This is a genomic window from Chitinophaga alhagiae, assembly GCF_003568665.1.
GTDB classification, from domain to species: Bacteria; Bacteroidota; Bacteroidia; order Chitinophagales; family Chitinophagaceae; genus Chitinophaga; species Chitinophaga alhagiae.
Map to the genome: position 1 here is coordinate 120,844 of NZ_QXMH01000002.1, position 14,655 is coordinate 135,498.

Sequence of the window (14,655 nt, forward strand, 5' to 3'; positions counted from 1 at the left end):
AGTTTTGCGTCAAAATTTTCAGGAAAAATGACATTTACTGCGCATATCAACGTGATGCCGCTGAAGGAACTGCTGGACCCCCAGGGGAAAGCCGTATTGGGCGGGTTAAAGAACCTCGGCCTTGGGAATGTACATGACGTACGGGTGGGTAAACACATTACCCTGCAGATAGAAGCCTCCTCCAAAGAAGAAGCACAGCATATTGCTGAAAACGCCTGCCAGAAACTGCTGGCCAACCAGGTAATGGAATTTTACGAAGTAAACATTCAATAGCTTTGTCCAAACTCTTCATCATTCCTTCGCCCATCGGTAACCTGGCGGATATGACCTACAGGGCCGTAAAAACGTTGGAAACGGTGGAGCTGGTGCTGGCGGAAGATACCCGTACCTCGGGCATCCTGCTGCGGCACTATGGCATTACCAGGCCTGTAACACCTTATCATCAGCACAACGAGCATAAGGTGTTGCAGCACCTGGTACAGCAACTGCAGGCCGGCAAACAGATGGCCCTGCTTACAGACGCCGGCACCCCGGGCGTATCAGACCCGGGTTTCCTGCTGGTGCGGGAGTGCATCCGCGCCGGCATACCGGTAGAATGTTTGCCCGGCGCCACCGCCTTTGTACCGGCCCTTGTAAACAGCGGCATTCCCATGAACCGCTTTGCGTTTGAAGGTTTTCTTCCCCCCAAAAAAGGCCGCCACACCCTGTTAACCCGGCTGGCCGAAGAAGACCGTACCATGGTGTTTTACGAATCTCCCCACCGCCTTGTCAAAACATTGGAAGACTTTATGGAATATTTCGGCGCCGCCCGCCAGTGCTGCGTTTCCCGCGAGCTGACCAAGATGTTCGAGGAAAACAGGCGCGGCTCCCTGCAGGAGGTGCGTGACCATTTTGCGGAGAAAGGCGTAAAAGGTGAAATTGTGATCATTGTGGAAGGAAAGACCGCCTGACACTTTTTTGCCATGTGGTGAATTATGGTTAATATTACAGTAGACAACAGCCCCGGAATAGCAAACAAAAGTTGACATACTTCAACCCCAGGATACCGGAAAAAACATAGGGCACCCGCATAGGTGCAACCCCAATAACCAGGCATCATTCAGCATGAGGCATGTAAACTTGTACAGGTACCGGTATACTATTTGAACGTCCCGTAAAAGGTTATCAAAAACAAGTACTTATGGAAGTCAGGAACAGTGTATTGTCAGAACAGGAGCAGCCAGGCGGCCTGTATCCTGAAGCGGAGCCTGAACCGCAATGGGGGCTTTGCTCTGTGAGCGAGATCTACCAGTATGCCTGGTTCTTTTTCATGCAATACGGCCTCATTCCATGGTGGATGCAGCAGGAAACGCCCGACTCCCTGGAAGAGAACATCATTGCCGCCGTTCAGCGGCAGCCGCCTTTATGCCGCGCCAAATGGCTGCAGGCCCGGGCCGGCAACAGGCTATGTATTCCCCGGTGGGTGCTGCAATGCTCTTCCTCCCTGCAGCAGGCCGTGCTGCACGCCGTGTTGGGAGAAACAGCAGGGAACGCGGCCGCCGCCGCGGAAAGCAGCCTGCGGCAGCGTTTTAGCCCGTTGCCCGTGGCGCAACACAGCCTGCGCTGCCTCTATTGGGATGCCTTGTTCAGCACCATGATGGCGGGTGAAAAGCCGTTGTGCCTGAAAGAAAAGATCAGGGAAAAGTGGACCGGGTGGATGAAAACGGCTATCAGCATCTCCGGCAGCAAGATACTGGATAACATCGCGTTCCCTGACAACCTGGATGCGCAGGCCATGCCTGTGGCCGGTGAAAGTGCGGGCAACCCCGCCGCGCCTGACCTTGGGTTGGATGAGCCGCTGCTGGTAAAACAGGCAGGGCTTGTCATGCTGCATGCACAGCTGGCGCGTTTATTGACGGACATGCAATGGCTGCGGCCGGGCGGCGCCGGCATTCTGCCGGAACTGCATAGCAGGGCCGTACACCTGCTGGCGTTCATGGCAGACGGAGAGGAGCAGGCGCCGGAATACAACATGGCGCTGCACAAGCTGCTTTGCGGCATACCGCTGAATGAGCCCGTGGAAAAAAACGTTTGGCTAACGGAGCAGGAAAAACAGGCGGCCGTGGCAGGGGTGGATGCGTTGGCCGCCGCATACGGCCTGGGCCGCCAAGGCTTCCGCAACCTGTTGCTCCGGCGCAACGGTAAGCTCCGGTTTGCGGGCGGGGAATGGGTGCTGACGGTATTGCCGCAAACGGGCGCGGAAGAACAGCTTTCCGGCCCGGCGCTGCCGGACGCAACGCCGCAGCCGCTGCAATTACCCTGGATGCAACACCTGGTCACCGTGCAATGGACAACATAAATCCCAAATGTTTACTCATGATTACCAATGAAATCAAGAAAAAGATCGTCAGCATCGTGAACGTGTTTGAGACCGGCAGTGCGGAAGGGGAATACGATGCGCTGGTGATTTACCCGGACGGACGGGGCGGCAGCCGCCAGATCACCTATGGCCGCAGCCAGACCACCGAGCAGGGCAACCTGCGCAACCTGCTGGAACGCTATATCAGCATGGGCGGGAGCTTTGCGGCCGCGTTTCAGCCGTATATGAACAGGGTAGGCCGGCAGTCGCTGGTGAATGACAAACAGTTCATCAAACTGCTAAAAGACAGCGCCCGTCAAGACCCTATTATGCGCCAGGCGCAAGACGAGACCTTTGAGCGCCTGTATTTCGACCCCGCGTTCTATTTCTTCAACGCGGAAGGTTTCCAGCTGCCTTTAAGCCTGCTGGTGATCTATGACAGTTTCATCCACTCCGGCACCGTTCCGGGCTTTTTACGTGTCCGTTTCCCGGAGCGCACGCCCCTGCACGGCGGAGATGAAAAAAGCTGGGTATTGGCTTATACAAAGGCCCGGCAGCAATGGCTGGCCACACATTCCAAAAAGGTCCTGCACCCTACCGTATACCGGACAAAAACATTTTTAGCCCAGGCGGAAAAAGACAACTGGGACCTTTCGGCCCCGGTGACCACGCAGGGCATCACCATTGCATAAGGGCCAGCGCCTGGAATGCAGAGGAAAAACCCGCCTGCCGGCCGATGTAGCAAGCACAAGTGTTCTGGAACGCCGGCAGGCCTTCTCCTGACCGTATATCCCAAATACCCCCGCCTCCCCGGTTAATTTCATTATTTTCACGCCTTATACCAACAATCTGAGTATGAGGAAACTTTTCTTTCCGGTGATGGTACTGGCGCTGACAACAACCACAGCCCTGGGCCAGACAGACCGCTGGCAACAACATGTGCAATACAAGATGGACGTTCAGCTGAACGCACAGACCAACCGCCTCACCGGCAAACAACAGTTACAATACACCAACAACTCGCCAGACACCCTGTTCCGCGTGTTCTATCACCTGTACTGGAACGCGTTCCAGCCCGGCAGCATGATGGACGTGCGCAGCCAGGAGCTGGGGAAGATCATAGTGGGAAAAGATGCCAAAGGGCATAACCGGCACGACTGGGATGCGCGCGTAACCGACCGCATTTCCAAACTGCAGCCCAACGAGATCGGGTACCAGAAAATACTTTCCCTGAAGAGAGATGGCCGCCAGCAGGCGTACCGCACGGAAGAGACCATACTGGTAGTGGAGTTGGACCAGCCCATCCTTCCCAGAAGCAAAGCCGTATTTGACATGGAGTTTGAAGCGCAGGTGCCCGTGCAGATCCGCCGCAGCGGCCGGCATAACAAGGAAGGCATTGACTTTTCCATGGCGCAGTGGTACCCCAAAATGTGCGAGTACGATTATGAAGGCTGGCACCCCACGCCCTATATTGCCCGCGAGTTTTATGGGGTTTGGGGAGATTTTGACGTAAAGATCACGCTTGACAAACAATACGTGGTGGCCGGTACCGGTTACCTGCAAAATCCCAACCAGGTAGGGCACGGGTACGAGGCAAAAGGTGCAAAGGTGACCCGCCCCGCGGGCAAAACGCTTACCTGGCACTTTGTAGCGCCCAACGTGCATGATTTTGTATGGGCCGCAGATCCGGAGTACAAACACATCACCAAACAGGTAGATGATTTTACCGCGCATTTCTTCTACCGTGAAAATGATACCACCAAACATACCTGGCCGCAACTGGCGGAAATGATACCCGCGGCATACGCCTATATCAAGCAGCACTACGGCCCTTACCCGTACAAGCAGTATTCTTTCATTCAGGGCGGGGACGGCGGAATGGAGTACCCCATGGCCACGCTCATTATGGGCAACGGCAAAATGGACGGCCTCTACGGCGTGGCCATTCACGAATGGATGCACAGCTGGTACCAGGGCATGCTGGGTACCAATGAAAGCCTGTACCCCTGGATGGACGAGGGGTTCACCACTTTTGCGGAAGACAATACCATTGGCAATACCGTAGATTCACTGAAAGGGAGATGGCATCAGGCCGGTAATTACCGTTCCTACTTTGCCCTTGTCAGAAGCGGTTTTGAAGAACCCATGAGCACCCATTCAGATCACTTTAATACCAACTACGGCTACAGCATCAACGCCTATTCCAAGGGCGCCGTGTTCCTGGAGCAGCTGGGTTACGTAATAGGCGCCGCCAACCGCGATGCAGGGCTGCTGCGGTATTACCGTGACTGGCGCTTTAAACATCCCAACCCGAAAGATTTTATCCGTTCCATGGAGAAAGAAAGCGGCCTGCAACTGGACTGGTACCTGCAATACATGCTCAATTCCACCAAACACATAGATTATGCGCTGGACAGTATTTATGACGCTGGCGGAAAGACCGTGGTGCGCCTGCGGCGGGTGGGGCAGTTCCCCATGCCCATAGACCTGGCGGTGGAGCTGGCAGACGGTCGCCGGGAAATGCACAACATCCCGCTCACGCTGATGTTTGGCAGCAAGCCTAACGAGAACGCGGACCAGAAATACGTTGTGCATGACGGCTGGCGGTGGACGCACCCCACCTACACCTTTACGCTGGATGTGCCCATTGGCCAGCTGAAAAGTATTGAAATAGACCCGAGCATGCGGCTGGCGGATGTAGACCGCTCCAATAACAAGGCCGTTTCGCGGTAACACCGGGAAAACGATATGCGGGGCTGACCAGAAAGTAATGGTCAGCCCCAATTTATTCGGGTACCTGACGGAGACCTGCCATCGTTCAAGCAATTCTAAAACACTTCATTTTACTTTTTTGATCAGTCCCTTATTTAACCCTCCAGCGCCTCAAAATATTTCCGCGCTGTTTCCTCCCCGTAGGCCACCATTTTTTTCATTTCAACAGGGTCGAACACCAGGCCGCCGGGGCCGCCGTTGAGCGGCTTTTCTGGCCTGATGATGTGCAGCTTCAGGTCTTTTTTGCCCATGAACGGGTTGCTGAGGGGAATGTCAAAAAAAGATTCAATGTCTTTGGGCTTGAGCCCGGCCTCTTTCATTTTTGCTTTTACGGCTTTGAGGTAGTTCAGGCTGCGGTTGATGAACTTCGGCATTTTGAGGTCGTTCACGGCTACGTCCATCGTGAACCAGTCCATGGTTTGCTGCAAGATCTCAAAGGGGCTTTTGAACACGCGGTTATCTGCTTCCGGGGTTTCGGGAGAAAGCAGGATGGCATACACTTCCGTGGCGCCGGTATCAATGGCGAGGTCTACAGGCGCGTATTCCCGCACGCCGCCGTCTACGTACTGCCAGGGTTCGGACTCTATTACCTGGTAAGGCGGCATGAACACCGGCTGGCAGGAAGACGCGAACATGGCCCGGCGGAAGGTGCTGCTGTTCTGCACCTGTATCACGTCATAGTCTGGCGAGGTCATGGGCTGGTCACTGTTGGTGAAATAAACAATGCGCCCCGTTTGCAGGCAAACGGTGGTGAGGTAGATGGCTTTTTTGCTGCGCAGCAGCGCCTCGTACATGGCATCCGTGTAAGTGTTTTTGACGAGTATGCTGAGGGGCTGCGCGTCAAAAAGAGAATAGGTGTCTTTTCCCGCAAAGCGGTTTACCACGTTGCCTGTGGTAATGATATCGCTGGTTTTGTGCGTGGTGTACAGTTTCTCCAGCAGGTTGATCTCTCCAAGGGCGGCCAGCGGCACAATGAGGGAGCCGGTGCTGGTGCCGCAAAGCGTATCGAATTTTATTTTGGGCGTGGCGGCCATGTACTTGAGGACGCCTACGGCAAAGGCCCCTTTGGAGCCGCCGCCGCTGATGACCAGGGCTGTTGTGGGCATGGTGATGCGTTTTAAAGATTTATAAAGAAGGCGGCGGCGCCACTTTTTTCCGGAACAGGTGAATGCCAAGGCTCCCCTGGAGCCACCAGCTGTTCAGCGCATAGTCCCGATGCACTTTTACCGCAACCGTGGCCATGGTGCCTATTTCCGCGGCCATGCCGCCGCCGGCCAGCCGCTGGTCTTTGGTGCCCAGCAGGTACTCGCCAACCAGCTGCAGGTTGAATACGGAGCTTTCCAGCACTTTAGGCCCGCCCCACACCAGCAGGGAAACCCTGCCGCCGCCAATGCCGTAAATGCGTTTGGCAGTGAATGCCCCGCCGGCCGTAAGGCCCGCCCGCAGCCTGCCCGGCACTACCGTTACCTGCGGGGAAAAGGCCAGCGTGGCCAGGTAAAGGTCAGGCGAGGAATTGAAGGCTGTTGCGGCGCCCTGCCCAAGTTCCAGCGGAAATATCCAGCCCTTCGCAAACTCGCTCTGGGCAAGGGCGCAGACAGGTGCATACAGCAACAGCACAACGCAAATGAATTGTTGTGTACGTTTCATAAAACAAATTGTTAGGGGGCAGTGAGTGGCCAGATCGTTGTTTTGGGGTTGGCGCAGGCTGCCCTTGGGGTTAAGTAGTACAGAAAGGTACGAATTTAATGGCAAAAAAATAGCGGCCACCGGAGGCGCCCGCTATACAACAGTATGCTGAGTATATAGAATGCTAAAATATGGCCCGTTCCAGCTGGCTGGCCCACGTTTCGCCATGCTGCTCCCGCTGCTGCAGGGTATCCAGGTGGTGATGGTTGTGATAGGCCGTAAAATACAGCACTTCCCGCATGGTGAGCTTGCCCAGCAGGGGGTGGGGCACCTGGTACCGGTCCAGGTCCTCTTCCGTCCACTTGTCAAGCAAGGTGACCATCCTGTCTTTTTGCTGCGCAAACTGCTGCACCAGCGGCGCCCGTTGTGCCGCTTCCGTTACCGGCGGAATGTAAGGCCGGGTGGCTACGCCGCCCTGCGTAAGCACGCTGCGGTAAGTGTCCCGTATCTGCTCGTAGCTGCGGGACCTAGCCATGGGGCGGCCAAAGAAACGCAGCAGCAGCTTGGGCAGGCCCAGCGCGGTATTAACAGGCCTGGCGCTGCGTATCAGGTGGTCCATTTGCTGGCCGGCAGACCATTTCCCCTCGGGAGAAACCACAAACCGGTGATCAGATAAGGTGCCTGTAAAAGTGGAGAACGCTGAAAAGCTGTTGTCCAGTAAAGTGATGAGGGCTTGCTTGTTCATATGGTGATGGTTATCCTCGTTAACGGTCATTCATCATTCTAGCACTTCGCAGAGGAAGCCCTGCTCTTGTACAAAACTGATAATGGAGCGCTCGTCTACTTTCAGGTCTACGATCCGTAGTACTTTGTCGCAATCTTCAATATCAACATGGCAGGACGCCACATCAAAATTATTACAAATTGCGTCAACAATGAAGGTACGCTCATGGTAAGTGCCTATGTTGGTCCTGAAGATACCGATCATGGCAATGGTGTTTGAGGAGGGTTGCATAAAGTCAGGTTAAAAAGTGGTTATTCCTGGGTTTCTTCCGGTTTGCCCGTAAAGGGTTGCGTACGGCTGTTACTGTCCTGGTCTTTTTCCGACGCCATCCAGCTTCCCCAGCGGGGGCCCATGCACCGGTTGAGCTGTTCTTTCATTCTTTCCCTTTCTTCGGGGCTCATATGTTCGAGCTTGGCTTTCATTTTTTCTTTCCATTTCCGGCGTTTGGAGGCCCAGCCGCCTTCGTGATGCTTGTGGGGGAAGCCCAGCAGCAGCTTGCTGAGCAGCAGCAGGCCAAGCGCTTGCCAGAAAGTGATAACGGGGCCTGCAAACAGCGTGGGCACCAGCCAGTTCCACAGGTACATCACGGCAAAGCCGAAGAGCGCCACACAGGCCACGCCCAGCACTATAAAGCCTAATATTTTGCCTACTTTTTTCATGATCATACTTCTTTAATCGTTCAGTAAATCTTTGTAGATACCTGCCAGGCTTTCGCGCAGCGCCAGTACGGCGTACCGCTTGCGGGAAAGCAGCGTATTGACCGGCACGCCGGTGGTGGCAGACAGTTCCTTGAAGGAGCGGCCTTCCACCTCGTGCTGCAAAAAAACGAACCGCTGTTCTTCCGGCAGTTCCTCCACTGCTTCCATAATGGCCTCCAGCAAGATCTTCCTCACCATCGGCTCATCGGTTTGCGCAGCGGTATCCGGCAGTATATCTGATAAATAAAGTGGCCCGTCCCCTTCGGCGGAAGCCAGGGCGGTGTCTGAAAACCTGTCTTCCTTCTTTTTTCTGAACCAGTCTGTAATACGGTTGCGCGCTACGGCAAACAGCCAGCCCGTGAGGGAATCGATGTCCGAGCCCAGGCGGAGGTATTGGGTGAACTGAACGAACACGTCCTGCAGAATGTCTTCCGCGTCCGCCACATTGTCTACCCGTTTACGGATAAAGTTCAGTAGCCGTGTGCGTTCTTTTTCTACGGTGCGTTGTATGCGCTCGTTTTGTTCCGCTGCCATGGGTTTTTTTATGGAAAGCCACTCGTTCATCTTACATAGGTAGACGAACAAGGCCGGGGCATATTTTGTAAAGGTGATCTTTTTTTTACAGCCGGGCTCTGTATGGATATTGTGAATTGATAACCAGTAATTTAACGAAACAGGCAGGGTTTTGTTACAGGGCGCCGGATGTTTATGTGCCGCCGGGAGCAATATCGCTTGCCGGAACGGGGGGCTGTGCCAATGGGCCACTAGGGAAGGTCCGTTGTTCCTTTGTTCACTTCACCGCCACCACGTACTTTTCGAGGAAAAACGCTTCGGGGAACAATTTGTGAATATTCACCAGTTGGGGCCTGCAGGCGCTTTCGGAAATTTCCTGCGCCAGGTCGCCCCCTTTCAGGCAGATCAGCCCGGAAGGCCGGTCTGCCGGCGGGTTCTTTTTGAGGAGGGGTTTGCTCCAGCCCCAGAGGTCTTTCAGGGGTGCCACCGCGCGGGATACCACCAGGTCGAACTTCCGGTTTTTGATGTCTTCCACGCGGGCGTGCGCCGTGGTAACGTTGGAGAGGTTCAGCCCTTCGGCCACGGCCTCCACCACCTTTATTTTTTTGCCGATGGAATCTACCAGGTGAAAATGCGCTTCAGGGAAAAAGATAGCCAGGGGAATACCGGGAAAACCGCCGCCCGTGCCCAGGTCCAGCACCTGCAGGCCGGGAGTGAGGTCTGCCACCGCGGCAATGGCCAGGGAATGCAGCACGTGTTTTTCATACAATGCGTCAATATCTTTCCGGGATATCACGTTGATCTTATCGTTCCATTCCCGGTAAAGCGGCGCCAGCGAACGGAACTGGTCCAGCTGGCGGGGGGTGAAATCAGCAAAATATTTTAAAACGATCTCCATGGCTATTTCCACTTGCTTCTTCCTTTTTTGAAGAACAAAGCGGGCGTGAAGATAACATAATAAAGGAACATGAGCATGTCCATCAGCCAGCTGTACCAGAAGAGGTCTTGCTCGTCCAGCTTCCTGAGGGCCAGGTAAGTGATGATGGATTGCACCAGTATTTTGCCGCCCAGGATGTACAGGGTGATGTACAGCATGGGAGGGTAGAACAGGGCCATTACAAGGGCCGGGTAAAAAAGGAAGTGGGAAAGGGAAAACAGGCCCAGCAGCACTTTATGGCCAAAGCGGTAGTGTTTGCCGGTAGACATGTGCCTGGTTTTCTGCTTGAACCAGTATTTCCACTTCGTTTTAGGCTCCGAGTAGGCAAAGGCGTGTTTGTTGATGATCACGGCCGTGTTGCGCCCGTTGGCCGCGCGGTTGATGAACAGGTCGTCATCCCCGGAAGCCAGGTGCTGGTGTGCCGTAAACCCTTTATGGCGAAAAAACAGCTCTTTTTTATAGGCCAGGTTGCGGCCTACGCCCATGTAGGGAATGCCCGAGAGCGCATAGCTGAGGTATTGCAGCGCACTGAACCAGGTCTCGTACCGCACCACCTTGTTGAGAAAGCCCGGCTTTTTGTAGTAGGGGCCGTAGCCCAGCACTATTTCCTTGCCCTCTTTAAAGCCCTGCGCCATCATAGACAGCCAGTAGGTACTGGCGGGCTTGCAGTCCGCATCCGTCAGCACCAGCGTGTCATACTTCGCTCCCTTGATACCGATGGAGAGCGGGTATTTTTTTCCCGGAATGAACTGGGCGGACTGTTTGATCTCTATATGGCGGTAATGCGGATAGCCGTTCTCTATGGAAGCCAGGTAATATTTGGAATCATCTTCCGAATTGTCATTCACCACTATTACCTCGTAAACAGGCTGCTGGTGTATATGGTACCGCTGCTGCAGCACGGTAGGCAGGTTTTTGGGCAGGCTCCTTTCTTCGTTCTTGGCGCAGATCACTACAGAAAGCTCTTCCTGCGGGGGAAAGTCCTCATCAAACCGCCGTTTGTAAAAGGCCACCCTCGAAAAAAAGATCAGGTAATACAGTGCCTGCACGCCGGCCGCGGCGGCAAAACAGTAAAAGACGATAATCCCCAGATTGTCCGACATAGGGGGCAAAAATATATGTTTTTATTTATCTATGTAAGCATGTGGAAAAAATAATGATCGAACGGGGGGATGGGCAATATTCAATACCTTTGCGTCCTGAAAAAAACACAGCGGTTTTGCAATTCGATCTAATTACCACAGACGGCTCCGGCGCCAGGGCCGGCCTGATTACAACAGACCATGGCAGCATAGAAACGCCCATTTTTATGCCGGTGGGCACGGTAGGCTCTGTGAAGGCCGTTACCCAGGAGCAGCTCCGGCAGGAGGTGAACGCGCAGATCATCCTGGGCAACACCTACCACCTGTACCTGCGCCCCGGCATGGAAGTAATGCGCCAGGCGGGCGGGCTGCATCAATTTAACGGCTGGGAGCGCCCTGTTCTGACAGACAGCGGGGGGTACCAGGTGTTTTCCCTGGCCGCCAACCGCAAGATCAAGGAAGAAGGCGTAGTGTTCCAGAGCCACATAGACGGCAGCCGCCACCTGTTCACCCCTGAAAACGTGATGGACATCCAGCGCGGCATCGGGGCGGACATTATTATGGCCTTTGACGAGTGCCCGCCTTACCCCAGCGAGTACCGCTATGCCAAACGGAGCATGGAGCTGACGCACCGCTGGCTGGACCGCTGCATTCAGCGGTTGGGGGAGACCGCCCCGGAATACGGGCATGAACAAACGTTGTTCCCCATTGTACAGGGCAGCACCTATAAAGACCTGCGCAAGGCGTCTGCCGAGGCCATTGCCTCCCGCAACTGCGCCGGCAACGCCATTGGCGGCCTCAGCGTAGGGGAGCCGGAAGCGGAGATGTATGACATGTGCGGCCTGGTAACGGACATCCTGCCCAAAGAAAAGCCCCGCTACCTCATGGGCGTAGGCACCCCCTGGAACATCCTCAACAATATTGAGCTGGGCATAGATATGTTTGACTGTGTAATGCCTACCCGCAACGGGCGCAACGGCATGCTCTTTACCTGGCAGGGCGTGGTGAACATCCGGAACAAAAAATGGGCAACAGACTTTTCGCCGGTAGACCCGGAAACGCCCTGCACCGCCAGCCAGCAATACAGTCGGGCCTACCTCCGCCACCTGTTTGTGGCCGGGGAAATACTGGGCATGACGCTGGCCAGCATCCATAACCTCTGTTTTTACCTGGAACTGGTCAGGGCGGCAAGGGTACAGATTTTGCAGGGTACCTTCGGCGCGTGGAAAAAAGAGATGCTGCCAAGGCTGCAAACCCGCCTGTAATAACATTGTTTAATTTGCATATGTATTGCTAGCTTTGGAACTTTAAAGCCCTGCCGCCAAATTATATGAAGAAAATAGACTGGTATATATTACGCAAGTTCATCGGTACCTTCATTTATTCCCTGATGATATTACTGGTGATCTCTGTTGTGATAGACATCACGGAAAAAGTGGACGACTTCATGAACCACGACCTCTCTCTCGGGTTTGTGTTCATGAACTATTACATTGGCTTCATCCCCCATATTGCGGCCCTGCTTTTTCCCCTCTTCATCTTCATTTCCGTTATCTTTTTTACCTCCAAAATGGCGTACAGAACGGAAATTGTTGCCATTCTCAGCTCCGGCGTGAGTTTTCGCCGTTTTCTGCGTCCTTACTGGGTGGGCGCCTTCCTCTTTGCCAGTATTCTCTGGGCCGCCAACCGCTGGGTGGTGCCCAACGCCAACCGCATCCGCACTTCTTTCGAGAATAAATATGTAAGCGCCCCCAAAGAGGCGCTGGCGCTGAGAAATAAAACCCTGCGGGTAGACAGCATCACCTATATCACCTTCGGGTATTACGATCCCAACTTCAAGAACGGGTCAGACTTTACCATGAAGCGCATCAGAGGCCAGCAGGTGATCTATAACATGCGCGCGGAAAGGGTCAGCTGGGACTCCACGGGCCGCCAATGGAAACTGGAGTTTGCCAGCGAGCGTACGGTGAACGGGCTGAAGGAAACGCTGACCACCCACCAGGACACGGCCATTAAAATACCCCTGAACCCGGCAGAGCTGGTAGAAGAAAAAAACAAGCAGGAGACCATGACCACCGCAGACCTCACAGCGTTCCTGGAAAGAGAAGAGCTGCGGGGCGCGGAAGGCCTGAACGTATATTACGTGGAGAAATACCGCCGTACCTCCGCGGCCGTGGCCGTGGTGATACTGGTGCTGATCGGCGCCATCATTTCCAGCAAGAAGGTAAGAGGCGGTAGCGGCCTGCATCTTGCCATCGGTATCGTGATCAGCGCCAGCTATATCCTGTTCATGCAGTTCTCCACGGTTTTTGCCACCAAAGCCAGCCTTAACCCCTTGCTGGCAGCCTGGATACCCAACTTCGTATTTGCCGGCCTGGCGTTTTACCTCTACCTCCGCGCACCCAAATAAGGGTTTGCCGTAATATGTGGAAATAATACATTAAATCTGCGTATTCGCTTAGTCTTTTTGCGATTAATCGTTACTTTTGTTCATTGATCGAATTCGTTAATTTTTCTAAATCATTGCGGGAAAATGAGTTATATAAAAGAGAAATTCAAGGCTAAGGCAGATGAGCTGAGTGCGGAAGTAAAAGACCTGCTCAAGAATCATGGCACAAAGAAAGTAGATGACGTTACTATTGCCCAGGTATACCAGGGCATGCGCGGCATCACGGGGCTGGTTACAGAAACCTCCCTGCTGGATGCAAATGAAGGTATCCGTTTCAGGGGCTATTCCATACCCGAGTTGCGGGAACATCTGCCCAAAGCGCCGGGCGGCGTAGAACCGCTGCCGGAAGGGCTGTTTTACCTGATGCTGATCGGCGAGCTGCCAACGGAAGCAGACGTGCAGAACCTGAGCAGTGTGCTGGGCCGCCGCTCCCACGTGCCTAACCACGTGTTTGACGCTATTGAGGCGCTGCCAATCTCTACTCACCCCATGACCATGTTCACCGTGGCCGTAATGGCATTGCAGACCGAATCCGTATTTGCCAAGGCATATGCGGACGGCATCAATAAAAAGGACTACTGGAGCTATATGTATGAGGATACGCTGAACCTCATTGCACGCCTGCCCCGCGTAGCCGCTTACATCTACCGCCGCAAATACAAGAACGGCCAGCATATTCAGCCAGACGGCATGCTGGACTGGGGGGCCAACTTTGCCCACATGCTGGGGTATAGTGACGACGGTTTTAAAGAACTGATGCGCCTCTACATGGTGATACACGCAGACCATGAAGGCGGTAACGTGAGCGCCCACACTACCCACCTGGTAGGTTCCGCGCTGAGCGACGCCTACCTGTCTTTTGCCGCCGGCATGAACGGCCTGGCGGGCCCGCTGCACGGCCTGGCCAACCAGGAAGTGATCAAGTGGATACTGAGCATGCGCGAAGAGCTGGGCGGCGGCATGCCCACCAAAGAGCAGATAGCGGCATATGTGAAAAAGACCCTTGCCGAAGGCAAAGTGGTACCGGGCTACGGCCACGCCGTATTGCGCAAAACAGACCCCCGCTTCACCGCGCAGATGGAGTTCGCTAAAAAACACCTGCCTGAAGATGAGCTGGTACGCATAGTATGGATGGTCTATGATACCGTGCCGGGTATCCTGAAAGACCTGGGCAAGGTGAAAAACCCCTGGCCGAACGTAGATGCGCACTCCGGCGCTCTGCTGCTGCACTACGGTTTTGTGGAATACGAATTTTACACCGTGCTGTTCGGCGTTTCACGCGCGCTGGGCGTACTGGCTTCCCTTTGCTGGGACCGTGCCCTCGGCCTCTCCCTGGAACGCCCCAAATCAGTTACGTCTGAATGGATGAAACTGTTCGTGGAAGGCAAAGTAGACGCTATCGCGGAATAAAACATTACATCGTCAAACATATTAAAGGCAAATGGCTCCGGCTGTT

The 14,655-nt window shown here is 54.4% G+C and carries 16 protein-coding genes; 8 read left to right on the top strand and 8 right to left on the bottom strand.

The features are described 5' to 3' along the window. Positions 1–27 precede the first annotated feature (27 nt). The 5 genes from purS (at position 28) to D3A97_RS11310 (ending at position 5,071) form a co-directional block, all read left to right on the top strand. On the top strand, positions 28–273 hold the full coding sequence (purS, locus tag D3A97_RS11290) for a phosphoribosylformylglycinamidine synthase subunit PurS (protein WP_119078620.1): 246 nt from the start codon (positions 28–30) through the stop codon (positions 271–273). A gap of 2 nt (positions 274–275) precedes the next feature. Next, on the top strand, positions 276–950 hold the full coding sequence (gene rsmI / locus D3A97_RS11295) for a 16S rRNA (cytidine(1402)-2'-O)-methyltransferase (protein WP_232825937.1): 675 nt from the start codon (positions 276–278) through the stop codon (positions 948–950). 230 nt (positions 951–1,180) lie between these two features. Next, the gene (locus tag D3A97_RS11300; protein ID WP_119078621.1) at positions 1,181–2,338 is read left to right on the top strand and encodes a contractile injection system tape measure protein; all 1,158 of its coding nucleotides are present in this window, start codon (positions 1,181–1,183) and stop codon (positions 2,336–2,338) included. 17 nt (positions 2,339–2,355) lie between these two features. Further along, positions 2,356–3,030, top strand: coding sequence for a chitosanase (locus tag D3A97_RS11305; protein ID WP_119079535.1), 675 nt, complete (start codon positions 2,356–2,358; stop codon positions 3,028–3,030). 163 nt (positions 3,031–3,193) lie between these two features. Beyond that, positions 3,194–5,071 (top strand): M1 family metallopeptidase, encoded by a 1,878-nt coding sequence (locus D3A97_RS11310; protein ID WP_119078622.1) that lies wholly within the window; start codon positions 3,194–3,196, stop codon positions 5,069–5,071. Between the two features lie 134 nt (positions 5,072–5,205). Here D3A97_RS11310 and D3A97_RS11315 read toward each other — a convergent pair whose 3' ends face one another. The 8 genes from D3A97_RS11315 to D3A97_RS11350 all read right to left on the bottom strand — a co-directional run bounded on the left by D3A97_RS11315 (position 5,206) and on the right by D3A97_RS11350 (position 10,771). Continuing rightward, positions 5,206–6,216: a patatin-like phospholipase family protein gene (locus D3A97_RS11315; protein ID WP_119078623.1), complete on the bottom strand. Its 1,011-nt coding sequence runs from the start codon at positions 6,214–6,216 to the stop codon at positions 5,206–5,208. Between the two features lie 19 nt (positions 6,217–6,235). After that, the gene (locus D3A97_RS11320) at positions 6,236–6,757 is read right to left on the bottom strand and encodes a hypothetical protein (protein ID WP_119078624.1); all 522 of its coding nucleotides are present in this window, start codon (positions 6,755–6,757) and stop codon (positions 6,236–6,238) included. Between the two features lie 163 nt (positions 6,758–6,920). After that, positions 6,921–7,481 carry a DinB family protein gene (locus tag D3A97_RS11325; RefSeq protein ID WP_157986487.1) on the bottom strand — a complete coding sequence of 187 codons (561 nt, stop codon included), beginning with the start codon at positions 7,479–7,481 and terminating at the stop codon, positions 6,921–6,923. Positions 7,482–7,514: 33 nt separating this feature from the next. Beyond that, complete coding sequence (locus D3A97_RS11330; protein ID WP_232825938.1) at positions 7,515–7,751, bottom strand: hypothetical protein; 237 nt, start codon at positions 7,749–7,751, stop codon at positions 7,515–7,517. Positions 7,752–7,771: 20 nt separating this feature from the next. Further along, the gene (locus tag D3A97_RS11335; RefSeq protein ID WP_157986488.1) at positions 7,772–8,179 is read right to left on the bottom strand and encodes a hypothetical protein; all 408 of its coding nucleotides are present in this window, start codon (positions 8,177–8,179) and stop codon (positions 7,772–7,774) included. Positions 8,180–8,191: 12 nt separating this feature from the next. Then, on the bottom strand, positions 8,192–8,752 hold the full coding sequence (locus tag D3A97_RS11340; RefSeq protein ID WP_119079537.1) for an RNA polymerase sigma factor: 561 nt from the start codon (positions 8,750–8,752) through the stop codon (positions 8,192–8,194). A gap of 256 nt (positions 8,753–9,008) precedes the next feature. Then, positions 9,009–9,629, bottom strand: a complete 621-nt coding sequence (rsmG, locus tag D3A97_RS11345) for a 16S rRNA (guanine(527)-N(7))-methyltransferase RsmG (protein WP_198673962.1) — start codon at positions 9,627–9,629, stop codon at positions 9,009–9,011. Between the two features lie 2 nt (positions 9,630–9,631). After that, complete coding sequence (locus D3A97_RS11350; protein ID WP_119078628.1) at positions 9,632–10,771, bottom strand: glycosyltransferase; 1,140 nt, start codon at positions 10,769–10,771, stop codon at positions 9,632–9,634. A gap of 116 nt (positions 10,772–10,887) precedes the next feature. On the opposite strand from D3A97_RS11350, the gene tgt reads away from it, so the two are divergent. The 3 genes from tgt (at position 10,888) to D3A97_RS11365 (ending at position 14,609) form a co-directional block, all read left to right on the top strand. Next, positions 10,888–12,015 carry a tRNA guanosine(34) transglycosylase Tgt gene (gene tgt, locus D3A97_RS11355; RefSeq protein ID WP_119078629.1) on the top strand — a complete coding sequence of 376 codons (1,128 nt, stop codon included), beginning with the start codon at positions 10,888–10,890 and terminating at the stop codon, positions 12,013–12,015. A gap of 65 nt (positions 12,016–12,080) precedes the next feature. Further along, positions 12,081–13,160 carry an LptF/LptG family permease gene (locus D3A97_RS11360; protein WP_119078630.1) on the top strand — a complete coding sequence of 360 codons (1,080 nt, stop codon included), beginning with the start codon at positions 12,081–12,083 and terminating at the stop codon, positions 13,158–13,160. A 123-nt stretch (positions 13,161–13,283) separates the two neighbouring features. Further along, a complete protein-coding gene (locus tag D3A97_RS11365; protein WP_119078631.1) occupies positions 13,284–14,609 on the top strand; it encodes a citrate (Si)-synthase, eukaryotic in 1,326 nt (441 codons plus the stop codon). Positions 14,610–14,655 lie beyond the last annotated feature (46 nt).

Coding starts and splice junctions, on each gene's coding strand:
- D3A97_RS11350 (WP_119078628.1), bottom strand. CDS start 10,771: ATGTCGGACAATCTGGGGATTATCGTCTTTTACTGTTTTGCCGCCGCG.
- D3A97_RS11360 (WP_119078630.1), top strand. CDS start 12,081: ATGAAGAAAATAGACTGGTATATATTACGCAAGTTCATCGGTACCTTC.
- D3A97_RS11310 (WP_119078622.1), top strand. CDS start 3,194: ATGAGGAAACTTTTCTTTCCGGTGATGGTACTGGCGCTGACAACAACC.
- D3A97_RS11305 (WP_119079535.1), top strand. CDS start 2,356: ATGATTACCAATGAAATCAAGAAAAAGATCGTCAGCATCGTGAACGTG.
- D3A97_RS11340 (WP_119079537.1), bottom strand. CDS start 8,752: ATGGCAGCGGAACAAAACGAGCGCATACAACGCACCGTAGAAAAAGAA.
- D3A97_RS11335 (WP_157986488.1), bottom strand. CDS start 8,179: ATGAAAAAAGTAGGCAAAATATTAGGCTTTATAGTGCTGGGCGTGGCC.
- D3A97_RS11320 (WP_119078624.1), bottom strand. CDS start 6,757: ATGAAACGTACACAACAATTCATTTGCGTTGTGCTGTTGCTGTATGCA.
- D3A97_RS11365 (WP_119078631.1), top strand. CDS start 13,284: ATGAGTTATATAAAAGAGAAATTCAAGGCTAAGGCAGATGAGCTGAGT.
- D3A97_RS11315 (WP_119078623.1), bottom strand. CDS start 6,216: ATGCCCACAACAGCCCTGGTCATCAGCGGCGGCGGCTCCAAAGGGGCC.
- D3A97_RS11300 (WP_119078621.1), top strand. CDS start 1,181: ATGGAAGTCAGGAACAGTGTATTGTCAGAACAGGAGCAGCCAGGCGGC.
- D3A97_RS11325 (WP_157986487.1), bottom strand. CDS start 7,481: ATGAACAAGCAAGCCCTCATCACTTTACTGGACAACAGCTTTTCAGCG.
- rsmG (WP_198673962.1), bottom strand. CDS start 9,629: ATGGAGATCGTTTTAAAATATTTTGCTGATTTCACCCCCCGCCAGCTG.
- purS (WP_119078620.1), top strand. CDS start 28: ATGACATTTACTGCGCATATCAACGTGATGCCGCTGAAGGAACTGCTG.
- D3A97_RS11330 (WP_232825938.1), bottom strand. CDS start 7,751: ATGCAACCCTCCTCAAACACCATTGCCATGATCGGTATCTTCAGGACC.